Raw genomic sequence first — 26,072 nt, forward strand, 5'->3', positions numbered from 1 at the left:
CGCTGCTTCGGCCGCCGAGGCGGATCGCAGCGACCCGGAACGAGGAGGGCGACGTGCAGGAGATCGTGGGGGAGTGCCTGGCCCGGCGGCTCGTCGAGTGGGGGGTCGACACCGTCTTCGGCCTGCCGGGCGACGGCATCAACGGGCTCATGGAGGGCTTCCGCCGGCACCGGGACAGACTCCGGTTCGTCCTGGTGCACCACGAGGAGGCCGCGGCCTTCATGGCCACCGGGTACGCGAAGGCCACCGGCCGGCTCGGTGTCTGCGCCGCCACCTCCGGGCCGGGCGCCATCCACCTGCTCAACGGGCTGTACGACGCGAAGCTCGACCACGTGCCGGTGCTGGCGATCACCGGCATGCAGGAGACGTCGGTGCTCGGCTCGCACTACCAGCAGGAGGTGCACACGACCCACCTCTACCAGGACGTCGCCGCCTACAACCTGATGGTCACCAATCCGCAGCAGATGCCCGGCGTGCTGGACATCGCCATCCGCAACGCCCTGACGAAGCGCACCGTGGCGCACCTGACCTTCCCCAACGACCTGCAGGTGGCGGCCGCGACGCAGGATCCGTACCGGCACGTGAGCCCGGGGAAGCCGCCGAAGAGCAGCCCCGTGGTGTCGCAGCCGCCGCTGCCGGCCGCGCCGGCCGACCTCGATCGGGCGGCGGAGGTGCTCAACGCCGGGACGAAGGTCGCCATGCTGGTGGGCGTGGGCGCCCGGGGCGCGCGGGCGGAGGTGCTCGCCGTGGCCGACGCGCTGGCCAGCCCCATCGTGAAGACGCTGCCGGGCAAGATGGTCGTGCCCGACGACGACCCGCTCACCACCGGCGGCCTCGGCCTGCTGGGCACCCGCCCCAGCGAGGAGCTGATGGAGGAGTGCGACACGTTGCTGATGGTCGGCACCTCCTTCCCGTACGCCAACTACCTGCCCTCGTCGGGGCAGGCGCGGGTGGTGCAGATCGACGTCGACCCGAGCCTCATGGGCATGCGACTGCCGCTCGACGCGGCCGTCACCGCCGACGCGCGGCTCGCGCTGCGGCAGCTGCTGCCGATGCTGCGGGCCCGCACCGACCGGTCGTTCCTCACGAAGTACCAGCGGGAGCGGGACACGTGGCTCTCCGACATGGCGACCCTGGAGGACCCGCAGCGGCACCCGATCGCTCCGCAGTACCTCATGGCCTGCGTCGACGACGCCGCGGCCGACGACGCGATCCTGACCTGCGACTCCGGCACCATCGCCACCTGGTCGGCGCGACACTGGACGATCCGGGGGGACCGCGAGTACTACCTCTCCGGCAACCTGGCCACGATGGCGCCCGGCCTGCCGTACGCGATCGCCATCCAGCACGCGTACCCCGGGCGCCAGGTCATCGCGTTCATCGGGGACGGCGGGTTCGCCATGCTGATGGCCGAGTTCCTCACCGCCGTGCGGCACCAACTGCCCGTCAAGGTCATCATCAACAACAACAACTCGTACGGACAGATCCTGTGGGAGCAGATCATCCTGGGCTACCCGGAGTACGCCGTCCGCCACCGGCCGCCGGAGGCCGACTTCGCGGCGTGGGCGCGCGGGTGCGGCGCGTTCGGCGTCAAGATCTCCGATCCGAGGGAACTGCGGGCCGGGGTCCGCGAGGCCCTCGCGCACCCCGGCCCGGCCCTCGTCGACTGCGACGTCAACCCGGACGAGCCGCCGATGCCCGGCAAGGTCCGCTACGAGCAGGCGAAGCACTTCACGGAGGCGTTCCTCCGCGGCCAGCCCAACAAGATCGCCACCCTGGCCACCGTGGCGCGCGACAAAATCAACGAGCTGCGGCCGTGACAGGGTGCTTCCGCGACACCGCGTACGCGAGAGGGGCGTCGAGCGGCGCGGGACTCGTCGTACCACCCCGCGAGCGCCTCGTGACGGTGCCGCGGGCCTGAGTGGCAGCATGAGGCGCGGGCGGGACCGCGCCCGGGCGGTGCGCGCCGGGACGGCGGCGGACGGCCCAGCCGGGAGGTCGACGGGCGGCAGCAGCCGGCCCTTGGCGGGTCGCCCGACCGCCCGTCGGCCGTGGATCAGGTGGGCATGGTGAGCGCGCGAGGCCGTCTCGACCGGGGCGTACGCCGTGTGGTGGCCGCACTGGGCGATCCCGAGCGGACCGCGGCGCGCGGCGCGGTCCGCGCCGCCCTCGTCCTGCCAGGACTGTTCGCGGTCGGGCGGTACGTGGTGGGCGAACCGTCGTTCGCCACGTTCGCCGTCTTCGGCGGCTTCGCTCTCCTGATCATGACCGATTTCGGCGGGACGGCCCGGGAACGGCTTCGTTCCTACCTGCTCGCCACGGCGTGCGGGGCTGTCCTGGTGGCTCTGGGCACGCTCGCCTCCGGTACGGCGGTGGCCGCGGCGGCGACGATGTTCGTGGTCGCCGTCGTGATCACGCTGCTCGCCGCCGTGGTGGGCGGCCATGTCGCCAGCGCACGGCTGGGTCTGCTGCTCGCGTTCGTCCTGTCGGTCACGCTGCCGCCCGCGACCACACAGATCCCCGCCCGGGTGGGGGGATGGGTGTTCGCCGGGGTCGCGGCGACGCTCGCGGGCCTTCTGGTGCTGCCCAGAGGCGGTCCGTCGGTGTTGAATCGGGCCGCCGCGACGGCCTGCCGCGCCGCTGCGGACCTGGTGGACGCGCTGGGGCGTGATCCGCACCGGCTGGGGGAGTGCCGGGACGCGGCCGCCCGGGCGGTCGCCGAGACGCGCACCCGGTTCGCCGCGACGGCGAGCCGCACCATCGGGTCGCGACGCCGGCGACGCGCGTACGCGGAACTCATCGGTGACCTGCAGCTGCTCGTGGGTGTCGCCGGTCACCCGCTGTACCGGACGGGGCGGTCCCGGCGGGGCACCGGTACGGAAGAGCGCCTGGTGGCGGCGGTGTCGGGCACCCTGCGGGCCGGCGCGGCCGCGCTGGACACGGCCGGCGAGCCACCCGAGGTCCGCGTCCTCGAGCGGGAACGCACCGCACACCGGTACGCGATGGAGCGGCGGGTGAGCGAGCTACTGGCACGGTCGACGCCGACCCGGCAGATCGTCGACGCCCTGGCCGTCGACCACACGGTGCGCGTGCTCGCGTACCTCGCGGGTGCCGTGGCGGGCAACATCGGCGTGACAGCCAACCGCACGAGCTGGCGCCCCGGCGGGCCGGGGCATGAGGAGCCGGACGACCGGCGGGCCCGGCACCGGCACGTGGAGTGGCTGGCCGCGTCGGCGGCACCGGCCTCGACGGCCCTGCAGAACAGTCTGCGCACCGGTGTGGGCCTGGCCCTGTCGGTGTGGATCGCCGGGCGGCTGGGTCTGCCGCACGCGTTCTGGGTGGTGCTGGGCACCTTGCAGGTGCTGCGCAGCAGTGCCCTGGGCACCGCCCGCTCGGTGGCCCGGGCCGTCGCCGGGAACGTCGTGGGCGTGGCTGTCGGCTCGGCCCTGATCGTGGTGACCGCCGACCGCCCGGATCTGCTGTGGGCGCTGCTTCCGCCCGCGGTGTTCCTGGCCGCGTACACGTCCGGCTCCCAGCGCCTCCTGCTCAGCCAGGCCGCCTTCACGGTCGACCTGCTGATCATCTTCAACCTCCTCGCCCCGGTGGGCTGGCGACTCGGTCTGATCCGGCTCGTGGACGTCGGCATCGGGGTGGCCCTCAGCGTCGCGCTCAGCCTGCTGCTGTGGCCGCACGGCGCACGTCGGCAACTGGTCCGTACCGCCGCCGCCTATCAACGAGCCGCGACCGGGCAGCTCCGGCACGCACTCGACCGGGCACTGACCGGCGGCACCGTCGACCGGCGGCCCACCCCGTCCGTGGGCCGACGGATGAGGGCGGAACTGGCGCTCGGCGACTACCTGTCCGAGCGGCCGAGCGCACCCCTCGATCCCAGCAGCGCGCTGGCCCTGGTGGTCGCGGCCAACTACCTGGCCATGGCGGCCAACCTGCTGGAGAGCGCGGTCGTCGAGTTCGGCCAGCGAACGGACGGGTGTGCGGACGTGGTGGAGCCGGTACGGTCGGCGCGGCAGGCCGTGCTGGGCCGGCTGGAGCGACTGGCGGACCGGCTGGGCGGGCGAGCCGCCGATTCGCCGCGCCCGTCTGGTGAGGGGCCCGACGCGGAAGCGGCGGTGCTGGCGTGTCTGGATCGCCGGCGCCGGGACGGGGCGGAGGCCGGGCCGGCGCTGCTACTGGTGTTCACGGCCGAGTGGATCCGCAGCGCCGACGAGATCAGCGACGAGCTGGTCGGGCCGGTGGGCCGCGCGACGGCAGCGGCGGGACGGCCGTGGTGGCGTTGACCCGGCCGGCGAGATCGCGCGCCGGTTCCGGATGGGGCGCTTGGCTGGCGCCGTACCGGACGTGCGGTCAGCCGGCTTCCGACCGGTCCACAGCTCCGGCAAGCGGGGTGCCCGCCGGGCTCCACACCGAGAAGTGCCTGGTAGAACGCCACCGAGCGGTCCAGGTCGCGGACGGCGATCCCCACGTGGGCCGCCCGCCGGAGCCCGATGGACACGTTCGAGGGGCTGGGCACGGTCGTCACGCTCGTTCTCCTCACCGACGGTCCTCGTCCGCTCCGGGTCCTACCCCCGGACCCGTGGGCCATGCGACTTCGCCCTGTCGACACCCGCACGTTCTGGACTTGCGGGTCCATTTCTGCCGCGCAACAGTTCGACGGGCGGCCCGCCGCGGGCCGGCCACGACAGTGGCGGACAGGCAGTCTGGAGAGACACGTGATGCGCGACTACTACCTGCTCGGGCGGTCCGGTCTGCGGGTGAGCCGCCTGGCGCTCGGCACCATGAACTTCGGCACCGACGGCTTCCACGCCGCGTACGGCAAGACCGAGAAGGAGGCCGAACCGATCTTCCGGCGCTACCTGGACGCGGGCGGCAACCTCGTCGACACGGCGGACTTCTACACGGCGGGGGAGAGCGAGCGGATCCTCGGTCGGTTGATCGCCTCCGCCGGGGCGCGCGACCGGCTCGTGCTCACCAGCAAGTTCACCAACAGCACCGACCCGGCGGATCCGAACGCCAGCGGCAACGGCCGCAAGCACATGATCCGTGCCCTGGAGGCGTCGCTGCGCCGGCTCGGCACCGACCACCTCGACCTGTACCTGCTGCACACCTGGGACCGGATCACCCCACCGGAGGAGGTCGTACGGACCTTCGACGACCTCGTCCGCGTCGGCAAGATCCGGTACGCGGGCCTGTCCGACGTGCCGGCCTGGTACGCGGCCCGGGCCCAGACCTACGCCGAGGCGCACGCGCTGACACCGATGATCAACCTGCAGGTGCCGTACTCGCTGCTCACCCGCGGCATCGAGCCGGAGTTCGTGCCGATGGCGCAGTCCCTGGGGCTCGGGCTCACGGCCTGGAGCCCGATCGGTGGCGGGCTGCTCAGCGGCAAGTACCGGCGGACGGCCGACGGTGTGGCCGGCGCGGGCCGGCTCGGTGCGGCGGGCGCCACCGGACGCCCCGTCAGCGACCGGGACTGGCGGGTGATCGACGCGCTGGAGGGGGTCGCCGCCGAACTGGGTCGGAGCATGGCCCAGGTGGCCATCAACTGGGTGGCCACCCAGCCGGCAGTCGGATCGGTGATCATCGGCGCGAGCAGCCCGGAACAGGTGGACGGCAACCTGGCCGCGCTCGACTTCGAGATCCCGGGGGAGCTGCGCGAGCGGCTCGACGCGGCCAGCGCCGAGCCGCCAGCCGCGCCGTACTCGATGTTCACGCCCGAGTACCAGTCGTGGATCGTCAACCCTGGGCTCGGCATCGGCGACAAGCCGGCCGGATACGCCCCTCCGGTCTTCAACGGGGCGACGCGGGCGACTGCCTGACGGCCGGGCGCCCGCCCCTTTCCCGGCGGCCGGCGCCCGGCGTCCCGTTAACGTTGGACGGCACCGACAGTGGGAGGCCCCATGGCGCAGACGCTGACCCGCAAGGGTGCGGCGACCCGACGGCGGATCGTCGCGGGCGCGGCCGACGAGGTGCGCGAGCGCGGCGTCGACGAGACCCGGCTCGAAGACGTGATGGCCCGCACCGCGACCAGCAAGAGCCAGCTCTTCCACTACTTCCCGGGCGGCAAGGAGGAGCTCCTGCTGGCGGTGGCCCAGCACGAGGCCGACCAGGTGCTCGCCGACCAGCAGCCGATGCTCGGCGACCTCACGTCCTGGGCGGCCTGGGAGGCGTGGCGGGACCGGCTGGTCGTCCGCTACCGCGAGCAGGGCGACCGGTGCCCGCTGGGAGGGCTGCTCGGCCCGACCGGCCGCCGCGCCCCGGCGGCCCGGGCCGTGATCACCGGGCTCATGCTGCGCTGGGAGACCGCGATCGCGGACGGTATCCGGCACATGCAGTCGACCGGGGACATTGCCGCGGAGGTCGACGCCGACCGTACGGCGGCCGCGCTGCTGGCCGGCATCCAGGGCGGCGTCCTCCTGTTGCTCTCGACCGGCGAGACCGGCCATCTCGAGGCCGTCCTCGACCTCGCCATCGACAACCTGCGCGGGTCGACGGCTCGACCGTGACGCGCGGCGGGACGGGCCCCGCGTCGGCGGTGGCGTGATCGCGTAACCCGCCGCACGGCGCCGGTTCGCCGTCTATTGTCAGACTTGCTCGCGTTTCACCTCGTACGCCATGGTCTGCGCACCCAGATCGGGGCGCGCCGGCGCCGCTCGTCGACGACAGCGGCGCGCAGGCGGCAGCCCATGAGTCGACACACGGGGGGACATCGCTCATGGCCCACACCGCACGTGAACCGGGGACCAGCAGACCGACGGCCGGCCGCTGGTGGCTCGTCGCCGCCGCCGTGCTCGTCCAACTCGCGCTCGGCGCGGTCTACGCGTGGAGCGTGTTCAACAAGCCGCTCCAGGAGCAGTTCGGCTGGAGCAAGACCGAGGCCGTGCTGCCGTTCGAGGTGGCGATCGGCACCATCTTCATCGGCAGCCTCATCGGCGGCCGCATCCAGGACCGTCGGGGGCCGCGACCGGTGGCCCTCGGCGGCGGCCTGCTCTACGGGATCGGCAACATCCTGGCCTCGCTCACCTCGTCGAGCGACCAGCTCTGGCTGCTCGTGGTTACGTACGGCGTGCTGGGCGGCATCGGTCTGGGCGCCGTCTACATCACGCCGATCGCCATGCTCGCCAAGTGGTTCCCGGACCGGCGGGGCCTGATCACCGGCATCGCCGTGGCCGGGTTCGGCTTCGGCGCCGTGATCGTGGCGCCCGTGGCGAAGTCGCTGCTCAACTCGACCGACGACAAGCCCAGCGTGTTCCTGCCGCTCGGAATCGCGTACCTCATCGCGGTCCTGCTCGGGGCGTCCGTGTTCCGCAACCCGCCGCCCGGCTACCAGGTCCCCGGGTTCACGCCGAAGGCCGGCGGGCGGGCGGTCGCCGGCACCCGCGTCTACAGCCTGGGCGAGGCGCTGCGTACGCGGCAGTGGTACCTGCTGACGGCGATCCTCACCATCAACGTGGCCTGCGGCATCGCCCTGATCTCGCAGGCGTCCGACGCGATCGAGTCCGTTACGGGGGCGACCGCGGCGAGCGCCGCCACCCTGGTCGGCATCCTGGGCCTGTTCAACGGCGGCGGCCGGGTGGCCTGGGCGTGGCTGTCGGACCGCATCGGCCGGATGACCGCGTTCCTCGGGATGCTGCTGTTGCAGGCGATCTGCTTCTTCATCCTGCCGCACGCGGCAGCGTTCTGGCTCTTCGCGGTGCTCGCCGCCCTGGTCTACCTGGCGTACGGCGGTGGCTTCGGGACGATGCCCGCGACCGCCGCCGACTACTTCGGCACCCCGAACGCCGGCGCCATCTACGGCGCGATGATCGTGGCGTGGAGCATCGGGGGAGTCGTCGGGCCGCTGGTCACGGCCGTGCTCTTCGAGGCGAGCGGCAACAGCTACACCCTGCCGTTCACCGTCATCGCGATCGTCGCCCTCGTCGGCCTGATCCTGCCGCCCATCACGCGCCTGCCCACCCAGCCGGGCCGGCCGCGACCGCACAACGAGGTCACCGGCCCCTGAGCGCCGGGCAGGCGAGCCGCGTGCCGCCGGCGACGTCCCACCGGACGTCGCCGGCGGCACGTCACCGCCCACCGCTCGGCACCCGGTCTGCGTTGCAAACCGGTCTGTGACGCTTTACTCTGGACGGTGTCCGACCGACGGCGACCGGGGAGGGCGTGATGGTCGACCGAGCTGAGTGGCGAAACCTGCGATATGTCACCGCGCACTTCGAGGTCCTCCAGGGCCTCGCCGTCCTGCCGCTGATCACCTGGTGCGCCCTCGCCATGGCCTGGGCCAACGGGTGGGTGCGGGGTTGGGTGGTGCTGGTCGCCGCCGTGCTGGCCGTGCCGGCGACGGTCGCGGCGGTCGCCCACTACCGCCGCCGCTACGGCCAGGTCCGGCCGCACCGGGACAAGACCCACGACACCTTCCTGCTCTGGCCGGTCGTCGGCCTGTTCACCGTGGTGGGTTTCGTGGACGCGCTCGGGCCGCAGGTGCCCGTCAGTCCGCAGGGGCTCGTCCTGTCCGTCGGGGCGCTCGCCGGCGCGTGGCGCGAGCGTCCGTTGGCGCCGGCATTCCTGGTGATCGGCATCGCCGGCGCGGCCCTGAGCCTGACGCCGCTGTCCGGCCCGTCGGGCACGCACCCGCTGTCCGACACCGAAGGCTGGATCTTCGCCTCGTGCGCCGGTGCCGCCGTCCTCGCGGCGTGGAGCCATCTGCTGCTCCGACGCACGCTCGGTCCCGTCCCGGCCGAACGTTCGTGACCGGTCCGTTCGAGGAGCTCGCCGGGCTGGACAAACTGGTCCACGAACCGGCCCGGCTGTCGATCACCACGGCGCTCGCGGCGTGTGAGCAGGCGGACTTCCTGTTCCTGCAGCGGCTCACCGGCCTGTCCAAGGGCAACCTGTCGGCCCATCTCGGCAAGCTCGAGTCGGGCGGCCTCATCGAGATTGACAAGCAGTTCCTGGGCAAGCGTACGCAGACCTGGATCCGCCTCACCGCGTCCGGCCGCCAGGCGGTCGACAACCACTGGGCGCGTCTCGACGAGCTCCGGGAACGCTCGCGCCGCTGGACGCGGGACGACGACGGCTAGCCCGCCCGCGTGGGCGGTCCCGCCCGCCCGGGCTCAGGCCGGCGGTCTGCGGGCGGCGAGCCGCTCGACGATGCCGAGGGCGAACCGGTCCTGCGCCTCCACCGGCCAGCCCCAGCTCCGCACCTGGTCGGCCGGACGGCGGAGGAAGTGCTCCCCACCCACCGGCACGCTCACCAGTTCGACGAGCCGCTGCGCGAGGCGCACCGGCCACGCGGCGGCGCGGACGTGGTCGGCCAGCAGGAGCAGGCCGCCCGGTCGCAGCACCCGCCGCATCTCGTCGAGCGCGCGCCGCTCGTCGGGGATCGCGCACAACGAGAACGTGCACACCACCGTGTCGAACGACGCGTCCGCCAGGTCGAGGGCCTGCGCGTCCCCGGGCCGCAGGTCCACGTCACGTCCCAACTCGGCGGCCCGGCGCCGGGCGATCGCCAACATTCGCGGGCTCCACTCCACCCCGGTCAGCCGCACCTGCGGGGGATAGTGCGGCAGGTTGAGGCCGGTGCCGACCGCCACCTCGAGCACGTCGCCGGACGCCCGTGCGCAGATCCAGTCGCGCGTGTCGCGGAAGAGGCGCCGCTCGGCGAAGTCCATCTGCCGGTCGTACGACTCGGCGTGCCGGTCCCAGTAGCCGCGCAGTCGCTGCTGCCGATCCGGTTTCGCCATACGAGGCCCGCCTTCCCCGCCGCGCCCGGCGTCGCCGCCGGGCGGCCCGGCCGCCGTGTCCTGACCGCGATTCTTCCGCACGGTGACAAGCGCGCGACCGCCTCGCGGGCCGGCGATTTCCGCCAGTCGCAGGGGGAGCCACAGGGGTCTTGCGGCATCATCGTATACAACATACGCTCCCCGAATCGCCCATTCGAGGAGCTCCCCATGACGAACTTCTTCTCCAGCGAAACGCGCGCGCGCAGACTCCGTCCACTCCGGGCCGCCGTGGCGGCCGTCGCCGTTGCCTGCACCGTCGTGGCCTGCTCGCCGGTGTCCGACGACGAGGGCGGCACCTCGTCCGGGGACAGCCAGTCGGCCGGCCAGGACTCCTTCGGCACCCCGGCCGACCCGGCCGCCGTGAAGGACGGCGGGACGCTCGTCATCGCGCTCTCCGCCGAGCCCGACGCGCTCGACCCGACCCTGTCGCGCAGCCTCTACTCGCGCTACGTCTTCCAGGCCATGTGCCAGAAGCTCTACGACGTCGACGAGCGGGCGCAGGTCGTACCGCAGCTGGCGACCGCCCTTCCCACGACCAGCAGCGACGGGAAGACGGTGACCATCCCGCTGCGACAGGACGCGAAGTTCGCCGACGGCACGCAGTTCGACGCCGCCGCGGTGAAGACCACGCTGGAGCGGCACCTCGCCGACGCGCGTTCGGCGCGCAAGAGCGAGCTCGGCCCCATCGAGGCCGTCGACACGCCGGACGCGCACACCGTCGTCATCCGGCTCAAGCAGCCCTTCGCGCCGCTGGTCGGCGCTCTCGCCGACCGCGCCGGCATGATCATGAGCCCGAAGGCGGTCCAGAGCCTCGGCGACAACTTCGCGAGCGCCCCGGTCTGCGTCGGCCCGTTCAAGTTCGCCAAGCGGGTGCCGCAGAACTCCATCGACGTCGTGAAGGACCCCAACTTCTACGACGCGAGCAAGGTGCACCTGGACGGGATCTCCTGGCGGATCCTCACCGACGCGAGCATCCGCGCCGCCAACCTGCGCTCCGGCGATGCCCAGGTCGCCGACAGCGTCTCCACCCAGGACGTGGCGGCCCTCCAGCAGGACTCCGCGCTCACCGTGCTCCAGTCGCAGTCCCTCGGCTACCAGGGGCTCACGTTCAACATCGGCAACGTGGACGGCGTGCGCACCACCCCGAAGCCGATCAACCGCCCCACCGCCCAGAACGCCAAGGTCCGCCAGGCCTTCGAGCACGCGATCGACCGCAAGGCCCTCGTCCAGGCGGTCTTCAACGGCATCCCCGCCGTCGCCTGCTCACCGATCTCGCCGGCGAGCCCGTTCTCGTCACCCGAGGCGCAGGCGTGCCCCGCGCACGACCCCGCGAAGGCCAAGCAACTGCTCGGCGAGGCCGGCGTCCAGACGCCGTACCCGGTGACGATGCTGGTGTCGAACACGCCCGACACGCTGCGCCTCGCGCAGGCGTTGCAGGCCATGGTCAAGGACGGCGGCTTCGACCTCAAGATCAACCCGGTCGAGTACTCCTCCCTCCTCGACGAACAGGACCGCGGCAACTTCGAGCTGTTGCAGCTTGGCTGGAGCGGCCGGATCGACCCGGACGCCAACATCACGAACTTCGTGGGCACCGGCGGCGGCCAGAACGTCGCCGGCTACAGCAACCCGCAGCTCGACGACGTGCTGACGAAGGCCCGCCAGTCGAACGACCTCGAGGAGCGCAAGAAGCTGTACGGGCAGGCCGTGACGATCCTCCAGCAGGACGACGCGCTCATCTACCTGTACCGGCAGCGGAACCTCACCGCCTTCTCGAAGAAGATCCAGGGCCTGCAGGTGTTCCCCGACGGCGTGATCCGCGCGGCCTTCGCCGGGTTCAGCAAGTAGGTTCCCCGTGGCCCGGTATCTGATCACACGCGCCTGGCAGTCGGCGCTGACCCTGCTGATGTCGACGATCGTGGTGTTCCTCGGCGTACGCGCTCTTCCGGGGGACCCGGCCCTCGCCCTCGCGGGCGAGGACCGCTCCCCGGAGGCGTTGGAAGCCATCCGGCACCACTACGGGCTGGACCAGCCGCTGCCGGTGCAGTTCGCGCAGTACGTCGGGCGGCTGGTGCAGGGCGACTTCGGCGAGTCGATCCGGACCGGGATCCCGGTCTCCTCGATGCTGGCCACCGCCCTGCCCGTCACCGTCGAACTCGCCCTCCTGGCGATCCTTCTCGCGGCGGCGCTGGGCGTCGGCGCCGGGGTGCTCGCGGCGGTACGCCGCGGGCACCCCGCGGAGTGGCTCGCCAACGGGCTCGCGCTGGTGGGCCTGTCCGTGCCGCACTTCTGGCTCGGACTGCTGGCGATCCTCTACCTCTCCGTGGCGACGGGGCTCTTCCCGGCGTCCGGGTTCGTGCCGGTGCTGGAGAACCCGGTGGACAACCTGCACCACATCGTCCTGCCGGCCGTGATCCTCGGCACCGGCCTCGCCGCCATCATCATGCGGCAGACCCGGTCGGCCATGTTGGACTCACTCTCCTCGGACTACGTCCGTACCGCCAAGGCCAAGGGCCTGCGCCCGCGCGCCGTCATCACCCGGCACGCCCTGCGCAACAGCCTCATCGTCGTGGTGACGATCGTGGGCCTCCAACTCGGCGGCCTCATCTCGGGGGCGGTCGTCACCGAGCAGATCTTCGGGCTGCCGGGCTTCGGCAAGATGACCATCGACGCGGTGTTCCAGCGGGACTACCCGGTGATCCAGGCGGTCGTCCTGCTCACGGCCACCGCGTACATCGTCATCAACTTCCTCGTGGACCTGCTCTACTCCGTCATCGACCCGCGCATCCGCGTGACGGGAGACCCGGCATGACCGTCCTCAGTGTGCCGATGGCGGAGGCCGGCCCCGCCAGCGTCACCCGCCGCACCCGGATCCTCCGCCGGCTGCGACGGAACCCGCTCGCCGTGGTGAGCTTCGCGGTGCTCGCGCTCGCGGCGCTCGTCGCCGTGCTGTCCCCGTGGCTCGCCCCGTACGCCGTGGAACAGACCGACTTCGCCCACACCTTCGCCCCGCCCGGCACCGCCGGGCACGTGCTGGGCACCGACGACCTGGGCCGGGACGTCCTGTCCCGCATCATGCTCGGGGCGCGGGCGTCGCTGCAGGTGGCGCTGCTCGCGGTGGCCACGTCGCTCGTCGTGGGCGTCCCGCTCGGACTGGCCGCCGGCTACTTCCGGGCCTGGGACGCCGTCATCTCGCGCTTCACCGACCTGCTCCTCGCGTTCCCGTTCCTGATCATGGCGGTCGGGTTGGCGGCCATCCGGGGCGCCAGCCTCACCAACGCCGCCGTGGCCGTCGGGATCGCGCAGATCCCGGGTGTCATCCGCGTGGTGCGCTCGGACACGCTGCGGCTCAAGTCGCTCGACTTCGTGGCGGCGGCCGTCGTGGACGGCGCGAGCGACCTGTGGGTGCTCGCCCGGCACATCCTGCCCAACGCCACGTCGGTCATCCTCGTGCAGGCCACGGTCGCCATCCCGGCCGCCATCCTGGGTGAGGCCGTGCTCTCGTTCCTGGGTCTCGGCATCCAGCCGCCCGCCCCCAGCCTCGGGACCATGCTCGCCACCGCCCAGCAGTTTGCGGCCCGCGCGCCGTGGGCGGCCGTCCTTCCCGGTGTCGTGATCATGGGCTTGGCGCTGGCGTTCAACGTCTTCGGTGACGCCCTGCGCGACGCCCTCGACCCGAAGGGAGACCGGCGATGACCACCGTCGAACGTGCCGGCGCCGCCCCGGCCGCGCTCGGCACGCCCGTCCTGGAGGTACGCGACCTGTCGGTCGCCTTCCGCACCGAGAGCGGCAGCGTCTCGGCGGTCGACCGGGTGAACCTCGACCTCGCCCCCGGAGAGATCGTGGGGATGGTGGGCGAGTCGGGCTGCGGCAAGAGCGTCACGGCGATGAGCATCGCGGGCCTGCTGCCCGACAGCGCCCGCGTCACGGGCTCCGTGCGACTACAGGGCACCGAGCTGGTGGGCAGGCGGGAGTCGGTGCTGCGGCGCGTACGCGGCAAGGAGATCGCGTACATCTTCCAGGAGCCGATGACCTCGCTGAACCCGGTGCTCACGGTCGGACGCCAGATCGCCGAGGTGCTCCAGGTCCACGAGCGGACGTCCCGCCGGGCGGCCCGGGCACGCGCCGTCGAGCTGCTCTCCCTCGTCGGCATCCCGTCGGCCGCCACCCGCGTCGACAACTACCCGCACCAGCTCTCCGGCGGCATGCGCCAGCGGGTGATGATCGCCATGGCGGTGGCCTGCGGCCCCAAGGTGCTGGTGGCCGACGAGCCGACCACGGCCCTGGACGTCACCGTCCAGGCGGGCATCCTCCAGGTGCTGCGCGACCTGCGCGACCGGCTCGGCACGACCATCCTCATCATCACCCACGACCTCGGCGTCATCGCCGACGTGGCCGACCGCGTCGTCGTCATGTACGCCGGGCGGGTCGTGGAGCGGGCGCCCGTCACCGACCTGTTCGCGTTCCCGTACCACCGGTACACGGCCGGGCTGCTGTCGGCCTCGCCGACGCCCGGCGTGCACGCCGGCACGCAACGGTTGCAGGAGATCCCCGGTCTCGTGCCGGTCCTGTCCACCCAGCCGGACGCCTGCACGTTCGCCGACCGCTGCCCGGCGGCCGACACGCGGTGCCGGCAGGCCGCGCCCCCGTTGGAGGCGGTCCGGCCGGCGGTCGCCGACCACCTCGCGGCCTGCTGGCATCCCTGCCCGACCCCTCGGACGCACCCTGAGGAGGCGACCGCATGACGCCGCCGGAGAAGGCCCTCGAACTCGACGACCTCGTCATGCACTTCGGCCCCGTCCGGGCCGTGGACGGGGTCTCCCTCACCATCCCCCGCGGCCGCGTCACGGCCCTCGTGGGGGAGAGCGGCTCCGGGAAGTCGACGGTGGGCCGATGCGTGGTGCGGCTCGTCGAGCCCACGGCGGGCGCCGTCCGGATCGCCGGCGCGGACGTCACGCACCTGTCCCGGCGGCAGCTGCGCCGGCACCGCAGCGACGTGTCGATCGTCTTCCAGGACCCGGCCGGCTCGCTGGACCCGCGCATGCTCGTGGGCGACATCGTGGCCGAGCCGCTGCGCCTGGCCGGCCGGCGGATCTCCCGGCGCGACCGGGACGCCCGCGTCGCCACGGAACTCGGGCGGGTGGGCCTGCGCGCCGAGGTCGCCCGCCGCTATCCGCACGAACTCTCGGGCGGGCAGCGCCAGCGGGTCAGCATCGCGCGGGCGCTGATCTCCGAGCCGATGCTGCTCATCGCGGACGAACCGACGAGCGCGCTCGACGTGTCCGTGCAGGCCTCCGTGCTCAACCTGCTCGCCGACCTCCAGCGGGACATCGGGTTCGCCTGCCTGTTCATCACCCACGACCTGTCGGCCGTGGAGTACCTCGCCGACGACATCGCCGTCATGTACCTCGGCCAGCTCGTCGAGAAGGGCTCCCGCGAGCAGATCTTCACGCGACCCGCCCACCCCTACACGCAGGCCCTGCTGTCGGCGGCCCCGGTGGCCGACCCCGAGCGGCAGCGGCAGCGCCAGCAGGTGCTGCTCGGCGACGACCTGCCCTCGGCGCTGGACCCCCCGTCCGGCTGCCGCTTCCGCACCCGGTGCCCGCTCGCGTTCGACCGGTGCGCCACAGAGGTGCCGGCGCAGATCCCGTACGGCGACGGCATGGCCGCCTGCCACCTGGTCCAGCCGGACGGAACCCGGCCCGACGTTCGGGCCACCGAGACGAATGAGGTGTTGTCATGACGTTCACCACCAGGCCGACGCTGCAGGGCACGTTCGGGATGGTGTCGTCGACGCACTGGCTCGCCAGCCAGGCGGCCATGGGCATCCTCGAACGCGGCGGCAACGCCTTCGACGCCGCCGTCACGGCCGGCTTCGTCCTGCACGTCGTCGAACCCCACCTCAACGGGCCCGGCGGCGAGGTGCCCGCCATCGTGGTGACGGCCGAGGACCCGACGCCGCGGGTGCTCTGCGGGCAGGGGCCGGCGCCGGCCGGCGCCACCATCGACCACTTCCGGTCGCTCGGGATGGACCTCATTCCCGGGTCCGGTCCGCTCGCGGCGGCCGTGCCCGGTGCCGTGGACGCCTGGCTCCTGCTGCTGCGTGACCACGGCACGTTGCCCCTGGCCGACGTGCTCGAGCCGGCCATCGGGTACGCGGGCGCCGGGCACCCCCTCGTGGCCCGCGTCGGCGACACCGTGGCGGCCGTGCGGTCGCTTTTCGAGGAGCACTGGCCCACGTCCGCCGAGCTGTGGCTGCGCGGCGGCCGCCCGCCCGCGGCGGGCGAGCTGTTCGCCAACCCGGCGTACGCCCGCACCCTCAGCGGCCTCGTCGACGCGGCCGCGGCGGCGGGCGGCGACCGGGAGGCGCAGATCGAGGCCGCGCGCCGGGCCTGGCGCGAGGGGTTCGTGGCCGAGGCGATCGACCGGTTCAGCCGGCGCCCGTTCCAGGACTCCAGTGGAAGCCCGCACGCCGGCCTCGTGACCGGCGCCGACCTGGCCGCCTTCTCGGCCACCTGGGAGGAGCCGGTCACGCTCGACTGGAACGGCTACTCGGTGGCGAAGACCGGGTTCTGGGGCCAGGGGCCGGTGCTGCTGCAGACCCTGTCGGTCCTCGAGGCGCTCGACGACGCGGCGGTGTACGACCCCTCGACCGCCGCCGGCATCCACGCCCAGGCCGAGGCCCTCAAGCTCGCCTTCGCCGACCGCGAGGCCTGGTACGGCGACGGCGACGTGCCCGCCAAGACGCTCCTGTCCCGGGAGTACGCGCGCGAGCGCGCCGCCCTCGTGGGCGACCGGGCGTCGGCGGATCTGCGACCGGGCCGCCCCGACGGCTCCGAGCCCCACCTGCCGGCCCAGGTGCGCGGCGGCGCCCGGCGCCGCGGCGACGAACTCGACGCCACCACGGGCGAGCCCACCGTCAAGGCCGACGGTGTGACCCGCGGCGACACCTGCCACGTCGACGTGGTCGACCGCTGGGGCAACATGATCTCGGCGACCCCGAGCGGGGGCTGGCTCCAGAGCTCGCCCACCATCCCGGAACTCGGCTTCCCCCTGGGCAGCCGGCTCCAGATGTTCTGGCTGGAGGAGGGGCTCGCCTCGTCGCTGGCACCGGGACGCCGGCCGCGGACCACCCTGAGCCCGACCATGGTCCACCGTGACGGCGAACCCGTCCTGGCGTGCGGCACGCCGGGCGGCGACCAGCAGGACCAGTGGCAGCTGCTGTTCCTCCTGCGGCACCTGGCCGGCGGCCGGTCCCTCCAGGAGGCCATCGACGCCCCCATGTGGCACACCGCGAGCCTCCCGGCCTCGTTCTACCCGCGCGGCATCGAGCCCGGTGTCCTCGTGGTGGAGGACCGGCTCGACGCCGACGTGGTCGAGGCGCTGCGCGCGCGGGGGCACGAGGTGCGGCTTTCCGACCCGTGGAGCCTCGGCCGGATGTGCGCCGTGACCCGCGACCCGCGGACGGGCGTGCTGGCGGCCGGAGCGAACCCGCGTGGCATGCAGGGCTACGCCTGCGGCCGGTGACCACCGGCCACGCCGTACCCACCCTCGGCGTTCTCGTAGGCCGCGGCCGACGCGGCGTCGAGGTGGGTGAGCGCGGCGCGCTCCGCCCGGTCGCCGTCGCCGGACTCGATGGCGTCGACCAGCTGGATGTGCTCGGCCCAGGAGTGCGGCGCGCGCTCGGCGGCGCCCAGCCGGAACACCCACTGCACATGCAGGTACAGCGCCTTGGCGATCGAGGACAGCCAGGGGTTGCCGCTGATCTGGAGGATCCGCAGGTGCAGGGCGCTGTTCAGCTCGGCGACGCGGCGCAGGTCTCGCCGCTCGGTGGCCTCCCGGCCCTGCTCCAGCAGGGTCCGCAGGGCCGCCACGTCGGCCGCCGTGGCCCGCTCGGCCGCCAGCCGGGCGGCCAGTGCCTCGAGGCGCTCCCGGACGGCGAACATGTCCGCGATCGTCCCGCTGCTGGGGGAGGCGACCACCGCACCGCGCCGCGGCAGGATCACCACGAAGCCCTCCGCCTCGGCGACCCGCAGCGCCTCCCGCACCGGGTTGCGGGAGACCCCGAAGTCCTGGGCCAGCCGGTCCTCGGTCAGCCGCTCCCCGGGAAGGTAGTCACCGTCGATGATGGCGGTCCGTAGTGCGGCGAGGACCTGGTCGCGTAGCGGCAGGTGTTGAGCGCCGAGCTTGTCCCGCAGGTCTTCAGCCAACCTGACCGCCTCTCCGTGAAACCGTTCGGCAAAGTGTATACGAAGAACAATCTGTGAAGGGCAACCGACAGTGGCGAGAACAGAGCCAGACGTACGGCCCCGTACCACGACGAACGGACCGGACGGCCTCCTGCGCCGCCGGCACACCCTCGTCGTCGTCCTCACCTTCCTGACGGGGTGCGCCGACGCCGTCGGCTTCCTCGCCCTGGGCGGTGCCTTCTCCAGCGTCATGACGGGCAACATGGTCCTGCTCGGCATGTCCGCGGGCCGGGAGAACGCCGAACTCGCCGTCACCTCGGGCAGCGCCATCGTCAGCTTCGTCGTCGGCGTCCTCGCGGGCGCCCGGGTCGCCGGCGCCGCCCGCCCCGGCGACCCCGTGTGGCCGCGTCCCGTCACCCGGGCGCTCCTGCTGGAACTCGGCGTGTTCCTGGTCTTCCTCGTCGTCTGGGAGGTCAACCTCCCGGAACACTCGGACAACGTCGACCTCGTGCTCCTCATGCTGTCGGCGGCGGCGCTCGGCGTGCAGAGCAGCGCGATCCAACGCTTCGGCGTGCCCGGGCTCTCGTCGACCTACCTGACGGGCACCCTCACGAGCCTCATCGGCGGGGTCGCCGCACGCAGCCCCTGGCACACCCTGCGACCCAAGATCCAGATCCTGCTGGCACTCATGACCGGCGCGGCCGTCGGCGCGCTGGTCGCCGTGCACCTCACGGGCTGGGCGCCGGTGCTGCTGCTCGTCCCCCTGGTGTCGGTCATCGCCGTGTCCGCGCGGATGCCGCAGGAACCGGCCGTCGAGGCGCCGGGCGCGCCGTAGCCGGCCGGGTCAGCCGACCCGCCAGTCGAGGCGCGCCGGATCCCACGAGGCGGGCAGCGGATAGGCCGCGTACTCCTTGACGTCGCGCAGCGCCGACCCGAGCGCCACCGCGATACGCCGCTTGACCCGGCTCCGGGCGTCGTTGACCAGGTAGAGGCTGCGGCAGGTGGCCACCGCCGGGCCGCTGCCCGCCAGCCCGGCGTCCAGATCGTCCTTGACGCTCCAGAGCCGGTCGTTGGCCAGTCGCAACCGCCGGTAGTCCGCCCCGTCGAAGAGGTCCGGCAGACCGTCGGACAGCCAGACGTCGCGTAGGACCTTCGCGAGGGTCAAGGGGTGGGCCGGGTCGCGCCCATGACGTACCTCGTCGATGGCGATCTGGTCGGCGTAGGTGTCCAGCCCGGCGGGGACCTCCAGCAGACCCGCCCCGCCGCCGGCCGCGAGGGCGGCATCGGCGAGCCGCCGGTGCCCGGCCCGATCCGCGTTCGACCGCTGGATCCGCGCGAACAGGGCTACGAACTCCGGCCCGAACGCCCGCCGCCGCTCCGCGTCCCGCACCGCGTTCTCCAGCCGCCACAGCGTCCGGTGCACGGACGACAGCAGCGGATAGGGCGCCGTCGTCTCCGGTGGGGGCAGGCCGGCCGCGAGCCAGGCCGCCCGGAGCCGACCGTGCTCGTCGACAGCCGTGCGACGGTGCCCCTCCAGCCGGAGGAGCCGGCGCTTGAGATCGAGCAGGGCGAGCCGGTCGAGAGCCGCGCCGACGGTGACCCAGTGCGGCAGCACGCGGGCTGTCACGCCGGACGGACCCGGTTCGTGAGCCCGTAGAAGCGCATGGCGTTGCCGGCGAGGATGCGGTGGCGCTCGTCGGGCGGCACCCCCGCGAGGCTCGCGTCGACGACCTCCCGGGACCGGGGCCAGAACGTGCCGAAGTGCGGATAGTCCGTGGACCACATGAGGTTGCCGAGGCCGATGACGTGCCGCGCCGCGACACCGGCACGGTCGTCGAGAAAGGAGGCGGTCATGTTGGTGTGCCAGTACGTCGACGGCGGCCGCCGCAGCGGGACGTGGCGCAGGAAACGGTTGCGGGCCCAGATGTCGTCCACGGCCTCCAGGGCCCGGGGAATCCACCCGACCCAGGTCTCGATGAGGCCGATCCGCAACCGCGGGTAGGCGTCGAACAACCCCGACAGCAGCAGGTCGCTCAGCACCGCGGCGGCCCGGCCCAGGCTCACCCCGAAGTTCGGCGCGCGGTGGTGGTACGTCAGCGGACGCGGCGCGTGGTCCGGGCCGTACGGGTGGAACCGGACGCTCGTCAGCTCGTCGTCGAGGCGGCGCTCGTGCAGCTCGCGCAGCAGGAGCCGCTCCTGCCGGGAGCGGAACCCGACGTGCATGCAGATGGGCAGGCCGAGGTCCTCGGCGCAGCTCCAGAAGGCGGCGCTGTCGGCGTCGAGATGGTCGCCACCGGTGGGCCAGCACGGCAGCACCGCCGCCACGAAGCCCCGCTCGGCGCTGACCCGCAGCGTACGGACGCAGTCGTCGACACCGGTGGTGGGCAGCTGGGCCACGGGAAAGAGCCGGTCCGGCGCGGCCGCGCAGAACTCCTCGACGATGAACCGGTTGTACGCGTCCACACCGGCCAGCACGAGGTCGCGGTCGGGATCGTCGAGGAAGTGCCCCAGGGGGCGGGCGCTGGGAAAGATGACCTCGGCGGCGACGCCGTCGGCGTCCTGGTCGGCGACCCTCGCGGCGCCGTCGAAGGTGCCGGGGCGGATCTCGTCGTAGCGGACTCCGCTGGGCCGCAGCTCGTCCGCCGGCCGGCCCGGAAGGCCGGCCAGCCCGATGGGCTCCGGATCGCGAGCGCCCGCGTAGCGCCAGGCGTGCCCGCCGTCGGCGTCCTCCACGAGCTGCGGGCCCCGATCCCGGTAGCGGGCCGGCAGCCACTGCCGCCACAGGTGTGGCGGGTCGAGGATGTGCGAGTCGGCGGAGATCAGCATGCCGTCGCCCCCTGCCCGGGTCGTAGTGCCGTGGCGGCGGCCGTCACGGCGGCGGCGATGCGCGCGCACGCCGTCTCGGCGGTGGCCGTCGAGATGGTGAGCGGCGGAAGCAGGACGATCGTGTCGCCGGCCGGCATCGGCACCAGCACGCGGCGGTGCAGCAGGTCCGCGGCCACGAAGAGCGCGGTGTCGGGCTCGTCGAAGGTCAGCGCGAACGCCGCGCCGTGCCGGGTGAGCCGCGGCGCCGAGGCCCCGAGGTGGGACAGGTGGCGGCGCAACCGGCGTTCGAGCGCCTCGGCCGTGCGCCGGTGCCGCCGGCGGTTGGCGGGGTCGACGAGCTGGGCGAGCGCCGCCGTGCCGACCGCCATGCCGAGCAGGCTGCCCCCGTAGGACGAACGCAGCGGGCTGCGCCACCCGCGCAGCGGCCCGTCGTCGCGCAGCCCGTACGCGGCCACCGGGTAGAGGCCGCCCGACAAGGCCTTGCCCACGAGGAGCATGTCCGGCACGACGCCGCTGGCCTCGTGCGCCCACACCGGCCCGCACCGGCCCAGACCCGACTTCACCTCGTCGAGGACGAGGATCGCGCCGGCCCGGTCGCAGCGCCGGCGCAGGGCGCGCAGCCACTCCGGATCCAGTGGGCGGACCCGGTCGGTCAACTGGACGGGCTCCACGATCACGGCCGCCACGCCGTCGTCGACGCGGGACAGGCCCGCCTCGCCCTCAGGCGGGATGCGGACGGGCTCGACGGCGAGGCGAGGGTAGGGGCCGGGCAGGTGCCGGGGGTCCGTCACCGCCGCGGCGAGGCCGGTCCGGCCGTGGTAGCCGTCCTCGAGCGCGACGAGCCGGCTGCGTCCGGTCACCGCCATCGCCGTACGCAGGGCGAACTCGGCGGCTTCGCTGCCGCTGCCGCAGAACTGCCACCGCCACGGGCCGTGCGGCAGAGTGGCGCCGAGCGCCGTGGCGAGGTCGACGCGCAGCGTGCTCGGGAGCTGCTGGTCGCCGATGTCCGTGCTGCCCAGGGCGTCGTGCAGCGCGGCGACGACCGGTGGCGGCCGGTGCCCGAGGGCCGCCGAGCCCGCCCCGCACCGCAGGTCGACGTACGCGCTGCCGTCGGCGCCCCGCACCGTGTCCCCGTCCGCGCCGATCACCGAGACGGGGGCCCGCAGCGCCAGCAGAGGGGCGGTCAGGTCGTCGGCTACCCGGGCGGCGTAGCCGTCGAGCAGGTGTCGGCGCTGCTCGTCGGCGTCCCTCGCCTCGCCGGCCCACCACGCGGTCACAGCCCGGTCTCCCGGTAGTTCATGAGTTGCCGCAGGCGTGCGGCCGGTTGGGCGAGGTCCAGGGCGGCGAGCTGGCCGACCACCCCCTCGAGGTTGGCCACGTCGGTCCAGAACCGCTCCTCGTCGAAGCGGGTGTTGGCGACCATGGCGGCCACCCACCCGCGGAGCGTGGCGGGTGGCACGTCGAGGTCGGGCCGGTCCCAGACCGAGGGTGGGACGGTCGGTGTGTCGCGGACGGGTGCCCCGTGGCAGCACACCCCGTCGCCGATCGCCGGGTTGCCGCCGGTGGCGCAGAGGTAGGCGTGGGTGTGCTCGCCGCCGGTGACGAACAGCGGCCGGTCCGCGTGCACCGGTTGCAGGCCACGGCGGGACCGGATCCCGCCCTCGGTCCGCTCGAACGCGGTGTGGTCGACGTGCCGCAGCTGGACGGCGGGCGCCACGACGCAGGCCGGCAGGGCCTCGGCGAGCGCCGCGACGACCCGGTCGGCGACGAGCTGACGGTTGGCGTACCCGAAGTTACGTGCCGCCATCGCGGCGCCGAGCAGGGCCCGGCCCCGTTCGGTCTCGAGGTCGACGCCGAACAGGCCGTCGGCGGCGTCCCGCTCGGTGGAGATGCCCCGGCGTACGGCCTCCTCGGCCAGCTCGAGGAAGACGCCGCGACGGTTGAGGTGGTCGCGGATCGGCGCGGCGCCGACGTGCACCACGACGACGATCCGCCCGGCGGGCGGCGCGGACGGCAGCAGTGGCCGCTGCACGACGTAGCAGGCGAGGAAGTGACCGGCCGCGCTGCCGAGGCTCCGGCGGAGCGCGGCGTCGATGAAACCCGCGTCGAGGAGGGTGACGTCGGCGGGCCAGCTGTTGTTCTCCTCGGCCCCGGCCTTCGCCGCGTCGAACGTGCGTGGCGGCCCGACCGCCGACAGGCCCGCCGTGAGGACGGCCCGGACGTCGACGGACACGTCGGGTCGCTCGGGCGAGTCGACGCCGATGCGGGAGGTCATGGCGTCGTAGGCCGCGGCGAGTTTGGCGGTGTCGTGGCCGTCGGGGTCGATGGTGATGCCGGAGTCGACGACGAGGTAGCCGCAGCCCATGTCGGGTGCCGAGAGCGGGTACAGCCATCCGCTCGCCGTGGTCAGCGCGACGCCGGCGGGGAAGCCGAAGGGCTTGGCGGTGACGTCCGGGTGGGCGACGACCGGACCGACGACGTGCGGCAGCCGTGCGACCCGGGCGAGCCGGTCCCGCAGGGGTGAAGCCAGGAGCGGGCCGAGGAACTCGGCGCCCACCAGGAACCGGACGCCGCGGGTCGGCGCGTCGCCGAACCGGCCCTCGAACACGTCGAACGTCCGGCTCATCGGGGCGCTCCCGCCCTCGACAGCAGGTCGGCCACCCGATCCAGCGCGCGCGAGTCGGTCGTGCCCCGCGCCAGCAACGACCACCGGCCGGCGAGGTGGCACGCCCGCCAGTCGGGGTCGCGACCCAGGTCCCGCGCGAGGCTGCCGGTGGCGACGACGACGAGGTTTCCGGAGGTGGCCGCCAGCATGTCGGGTGTGACCCGGGCGTGCGGGGTGAGCACTAGGACGGCCACCTCGGCGGCGGCCACCACCGGGTCGTCCGGGGCGGGGGCCTCGTCGGGCGGCAGGAAACGCAGAGCGGTGTCGCCGCTGCCCGAGCCCTCGGCGCGCGGCGCGTCGGTGGCGGCCGGGGCGGGGCGTACGGTGCCGGCGGTGCCGTCCACGACGACGACCTCGTCCTCGACGAGCGCGGTCTCGGCCTGCGGCAGACCGATCACGCAGGGCTTGCCCAGTTCGCGGGCGACGATGGCGATGTGGCAGAGCAGCCCGCCGTCGGAGCTCACGATGGCCGCGGCGCGGGAGATGGCGGGCAGCAACTCCGGCCGGGCCGCACCACAGACGAGGACCCGCCCGTCCTCCGCCGCGTACGCCCCGAGGCGGCCGGCGTGGGAGACGGGGCCGCGCCAGACCCCGGGCGCCCCCGGCTCGCCCCTCAGCGGCCCGTCCGCCGACGACGGAGCCGGCCCGTCGCCGGGGTCCGGCGGCGCGGCGGTCAACGGGCGTAGCTGCACCACCCACACCGTGCCGCGCACGTCCTCGACCCACTCGACGTCCATGCCGGTGTCGTATCCGGGGACCGGACAGCCCAGCACGGACCGGAGGTCGTCGAGGAGCCGCGGGTGCAGGCAGTCCCGGTCGGCGAGGCCGGGTGGCATGCGCAGGTACGCGAGGCCCGCCCGTTCGTCGACGAACACCACCTTGCCGCTCGCCGCAGCACCGGGATGGGCGGCGACCGCGTCGCCGGGACGCAGACGGCGGCCCGCGACCGGATAGACGGCGAGCGGCTTCGGCCGGACCTGGTGGCTCGCCCCGGCGCCCTCCCGGTGGGAGTCACCGACGCTCACTCCGGCGACCAGGTTCAACGCCAGACCCCAGGTGCCCTCGATGATCGCCCGGCGGCCGCCCGGGCCTTGCCAGCCGAACGCCACGCCGCTGCTTCGAGCCGGCACGGTGGCCTGCACGAGGATCGCGAGCCGGCCGGCCGCGCGGGGAAGGCCGGCGGCCTCCTCGTAGGCCGACCGCACGGGGGAGGAAGCGGAGGCGAGCACGGACCCGAGCGCCGCGGCCAGGCCGTCGCCGTCGAGGGGGCTGAACGCCGACGAGAACACGCCCGCGTAGCTGTGCCTGGCCTGATCCTCCACCGTGGCCGACGAGCGTACGACGAGGTGCCCCACGCTCCGGGACCGCGCCCACGCCACGATTTCCGCGGACGCCTGTCGCAGCCACGCCGGGTCCACCGGGTCGTCGCCCTGCGGCACACCGCTCGCGGCGATCACGGCCGTCGGCGGCACCCGCCATCCGAGGGCCTGCGCGAGGCGTAGGCCCGCCGCCTTACCGCCGATCTCCGCGGCCGTGGCGTTCGCGCCGGCGGAGGTGGGCCCGGCGCGGGTGAGGTCGGTCAGGAGCGCAGCCATGCCCACGCCTCGTCCGACGGGTCGAGCACCGGCGTCGTGTGCTCTGGTGCCGCGCCGTCGGCGTCACAGGCGCTGGGCAGGATCGCGTCGGGTCGGACACCGGCGCGCTCCGCGGCGATCCGGATCGCCCGGAGCGAGGCGCCCTGCCAGCGCCGGCGTTGCTCCTCCTCCTCGGCGGCCAGGCGGCACACCGCCGTGTAGGCCCACGCCCGGTCGACGTCGGCGGGTTCGCCGCCGGTCGCGAGCAGCAGCATGCTCGTGTCCCGGGCCAGCCGGTCCTGCGCCGCGTTCCGTGACCTTCGCATGGCGCCGAGGTGGTCCACGTCGCCGGCGTCGAGGGATCGTACGTACGCCTCGAGCGTCGCGGGATCCTCGAAAGGCCGCACCGCGAGGCCCGGGGCCTGGAGGTGGCCGATGCGGGCGGACAGGTCGGCGGCCCGCCCGGGTGACCACGCGCCGGCGTGGATGTCGCGGTGGGCGGCCGCGGTGAGGGCGGCGACGTCCACGAGGTGAGCCGGAGTGGTCGGGACCAGCAGGCGCATGAGGAGCGCCCGGGCCGCATCCCCGTCCTCGGTGAAGCGCGCGAGCCAGCCCTCGATTTCCGGAAGCGGCAGCGCCCAGTTGAGGACGTGGAAGGCCATGAGCTCGGTCAGCGCGTCGACGACCCCGCGGATCGTGGTCGTGTCCGGCGGCTCCGCTCCGGCCAGGTCGGCGGTGGCCCGGGCGAGCCGACCGACGCAGGCGGCCAGCCGCTCGCCCAGGCCTCGGACGAACCGCGGGTCCGCGCAGCGGACGCCGAACTCGTCCAGCACCCGGTCGTAGTGGCTCGCGGGAACCTCGAGGAGCCCCGGGTGCCGATGGACGCCCCACCGCTGCCGCTCACCGAGCAGCGCGCCGGGAGCCAGTGCGGCTCCGGTGCTGTAGAGCGCGAGTTCGAGGCGGGACGCGGTGGGAAAGTCGACCTCGTAGTCGAGCACGACGAGGTCGCGCCATCGACTTTCCAAGATCG

The 26,072-nt window shown here is 73.7% G+C and carries 22 protein-coding genes; 14 read left to right on the forward strand and 8 right to left on the reverse strand.

Annotation, left to right across the window (positions count from 1 at the left end; all coding sequences use genetic code 11):
• Positions 1–53 precede the first annotated feature (53 nt).
• The 7 genes from ACSNOA_RS16160 to ACSNOA_RS16190 all read left to right on the forward strand — a co-directional run bounded on the left by ACSNOA_RS16160 (position 54) and on the right by ACSNOA_RS16190 (position 9,089).
• Complete coding sequence (locus ACSNOA_RS16160; protein WP_436659225.1) at positions 54–1,820, forward strand: thiamine pyrophosphate-dependent enzyme; 1,767 nt, start codon at positions 54–56, stop codon at positions 1,818–1,820.
• Between the two features lie 249 nt (positions 1,821–2,069).
• Positions 2,070–4,295, forward strand: a complete 2,226-nt coding sequence (locus ACSNOA_RS16165; RefSeq protein ID WP_436659227.1) for an FUSC family protein — start codon at positions 2,070–2,072, stop codon at positions 4,293–4,295.
• A gap of 435 nt (positions 4,296–4,730) precedes the next feature.
• Positions 4,731–5,834, forward strand: a complete 1,104-nt coding sequence (locus ACSNOA_RS16170; protein ID WP_436659228.1) for an aldo/keto reductase — start codon at positions 4,731–4,733, stop codon at positions 5,832–5,834.
• An 81-nt stretch (positions 5,835–5,915) separates the two neighbouring features.
• Entirely contained in the window at positions 5,916–6,521 is a 606-nt protein-coding gene (locus ACSNOA_RS16175) for a TetR/AcrR family transcriptional regulator (RefSeq protein ID WP_436659229.1), read from the forward strand.
• Between the two features lie 209 nt (positions 6,522–6,730).
• Complete coding sequence (locus tag ACSNOA_RS16180; RefSeq protein ID WP_436659231.1) at positions 6,731–8,017, forward strand: L-lactate MFS transporter; 1,287 nt, start codon at positions 6,731–6,733, stop codon at positions 8,015–8,017.
• Between the two features lie 158 nt (positions 8,018–8,175).
• Positions 8,176–8,760, forward strand: a complete 585-nt coding sequence (locus ACSNOA_RS16185; RefSeq protein WP_436659232.1) for a hypothetical protein — start codon at positions 8,176–8,178, stop codon at positions 8,758–8,760.
• Positions 8,757–9,089 carry a transcriptional regulator gene (locus tag ACSNOA_RS16190; RefSeq protein WP_436659234.1) on the forward strand — a complete coding sequence of 111 codons (333 nt, stop codon included), beginning with the start codon at positions 8,757–8,759 and terminating at the stop codon, positions 9,087–9,089. The genes ACSNOA_RS16185 and ACSNOA_RS16190 overlap by 4 nt, the downstream gene beginning before the upstream one ends.
• A 33-nt stretch (positions 9,090–9,122) precedes the next feature.
• Here ACSNOA_RS16190 and ACSNOA_RS16195 read toward each other — a convergent pair whose 3' ends face one another.
• The gene (locus tag ACSNOA_RS16195; protein ID WP_436659235.1) at positions 9,123–9,752 is read right to left on the reverse strand and encodes a class I SAM-dependent methyltransferase; all 630 of its coding nucleotides are present in this window, start codon (positions 9,750–9,752) and stop codon (positions 9,123–9,125) included.
• Positions 9,753–9,959: 207 nt separating this feature from the next.
• On the opposite strand from ACSNOA_RS16195, the gene ACSNOA_RS16200 reads away from it, so the two are divergent.
• The 6 genes from ACSNOA_RS16200 to ACSNOA_RS16225 are packed head-to-tail and all read left to right on the forward strand — an operon-like array spanning position 9,960 to position 17,315.
• Positions 9,960–11,636, forward strand: a complete 1,677-nt coding sequence (locus ACSNOA_RS16200) for an ABC transporter substrate-binding protein (protein ID WP_436659236.1) — start codon at positions 9,960–9,962, stop codon at positions 11,634–11,636.
• Between the two features lie 7 nt (positions 11,637–11,643).
• Positions 11,644–12,600 carry an ABC transporter permease gene (locus ACSNOA_RS16205; RefSeq protein ID WP_436659238.1) on the forward strand — a complete coding sequence of 319 codons (957 nt, stop codon included), beginning with the start codon at positions 11,644–11,646 and terminating at the stop codon, positions 12,598–12,600.
• On the forward strand, positions 12,597–13,484 hold the full coding sequence (locus ACSNOA_RS16210; RefSeq protein ID WP_436659239.1) for an ABC transporter permease: 888 nt from the start codon (positions 12,597–12,599) through the stop codon (positions 13,482–13,484). The genes ACSNOA_RS16205 and ACSNOA_RS16210 overlap by 4 nt, the downstream gene beginning before the upstream one ends.
• On the forward strand, positions 13,481–14,533 hold the full coding sequence (locus tag ACSNOA_RS16215; RefSeq protein ID WP_436659240.1) for an ABC transporter ATP-binding protein: 1,053 nt from the start codon (positions 13,481–13,483) through the stop codon (positions 14,531–14,533). The genes ACSNOA_RS16210 and ACSNOA_RS16215 overlap by 4 nt, the downstream gene beginning before the upstream one ends.
• Complete coding sequence (locus ACSNOA_RS16220; protein WP_436659241.1) at positions 14,530–15,531, forward strand: ABC transporter ATP-binding protein; 1,002 nt, start codon at positions 14,530–14,532, stop codon at positions 15,529–15,531. Before ACSNOA_RS16215 ends, ACSNOA_RS16220 begins: the two co-directional genes overlap by 4 nt.
• Positions 15,528–17,315 (forward strand): gamma-glutamyltransferase family protein, encoded by a 1,788-nt coding sequence (locus ACSNOA_RS16225; RefSeq protein WP_436659243.1) that lies wholly within the window; start codon positions 15,528–15,530, stop codon positions 17,313–17,315. The genes ACSNOA_RS16220 and ACSNOA_RS16225 overlap by 4 nt, the downstream gene beginning before the upstream one ends.
• Here ACSNOA_RS16225 and ACSNOA_RS16230 read toward each other — a convergent pair.
• On the reverse strand, positions 17,297–17,998 hold the full coding sequence (locus ACSNOA_RS16230; protein WP_436659244.1) for a GntR family transcriptional regulator: 702 nt from the start codon (positions 17,996–17,998) through the stop codon (positions 17,297–17,299). The genes ACSNOA_RS16225 and ACSNOA_RS16230 overlap by 19 nt on opposite strands.
• 70 nt (positions 17,999–18,068) lie before the next feature.
• On the opposite strand from ACSNOA_RS16230, the gene ACSNOA_RS16235 reads away from it, so the two are divergent.
• Positions 18,069–18,812 (forward strand): YoaK family protein, encoded by a 744-nt coding sequence (locus tag ACSNOA_RS16235; protein WP_436659246.1) that lies wholly within the window; start codon positions 18,069–18,071, stop codon positions 18,810–18,812.
• A gap of 9 nt (positions 18,813–18,821) precedes the next feature.
• Here ACSNOA_RS16235 and ACSNOA_RS16240 read toward each other — a convergent pair whose 3' ends face one another.
• The 6 genes from ACSNOA_RS16240 to ACSNOA_RS16265 are packed head-to-tail and all read right to left on the reverse strand — an operon-like array spanning position 18,822 to position 26,067.
• Positions 18,822–19,604: a hypothetical protein gene (locus ACSNOA_RS16240; RefSeq protein WP_436659248.1), complete on the reverse strand. Its 783-nt coding sequence runs from the start codon at positions 19,602–19,604 to the stop codon at positions 18,822–18,824.
• On the reverse strand, positions 19,601–20,803 hold the full coding sequence (locus ACSNOA_RS16245) for an amidohydrolase family protein (RefSeq protein ID WP_436659250.1): 1,203 nt from the start codon (positions 20,801–20,803) through the stop codon (positions 19,601–19,603). Before ACSNOA_RS16245 ends, ACSNOA_RS16240 begins: the two co-directional genes overlap by 4 nt.
• Entirely contained in the window at positions 20,797–22,080 is a 1,284-nt protein-coding gene (locus ACSNOA_RS16250) for an aminotransferase class III-fold pyridoxal phosphate-dependent enzyme (protein ID WP_436659252.1), read from the reverse strand. The genes ACSNOA_RS16245 and ACSNOA_RS16250 overlap by 7 nt, the downstream gene beginning before the upstream one ends.
• Positions 22,077–23,429 carry an RtcB family protein gene (locus tag ACSNOA_RS16255; RefSeq protein WP_436659253.1) on the reverse strand — a complete coding sequence of 451 codons (1,353 nt, stop codon included), beginning with the start codon at positions 23,427–23,429 and terminating at the stop codon, positions 22,077–22,079. The genes ACSNOA_RS16250 and ACSNOA_RS16255 overlap by 4 nt, the downstream gene beginning before the upstream one ends.
• A complete protein-coding gene (locus ACSNOA_RS16260) occupies positions 23,426–25,063 on the reverse strand; it encodes a PEP/pyruvate-binding domain-containing protein (protein ID WP_436659254.1) in 1,638 nt (545 codons plus the stop codon). Before ACSNOA_RS16260 ends, ACSNOA_RS16255 begins: the two co-directional genes overlap by 4 nt.
• A complete protein-coding gene (locus tag ACSNOA_RS16265; protein WP_436659256.1) occupies positions 25,048–26,067 on the reverse strand; it encodes a hypothetical protein in 1,020 nt (339 codons plus the stop codon). The genes ACSNOA_RS16260 and ACSNOA_RS16265 overlap by 16 nt, the downstream gene beginning before the upstream one ends.
• Positions 26,068–26,072: the final 5 nt, after the last annotated feature.

It is taken from the genome of Micromonospora sp. URMC 103 (assembly GCF_051386435.1).
Taxonomy (GTDB): domain Bacteria; phylum Actinomycetota; class Actinomycetes; order Mycobacteriales; family Micromonosporaceae; genus Micromonospora.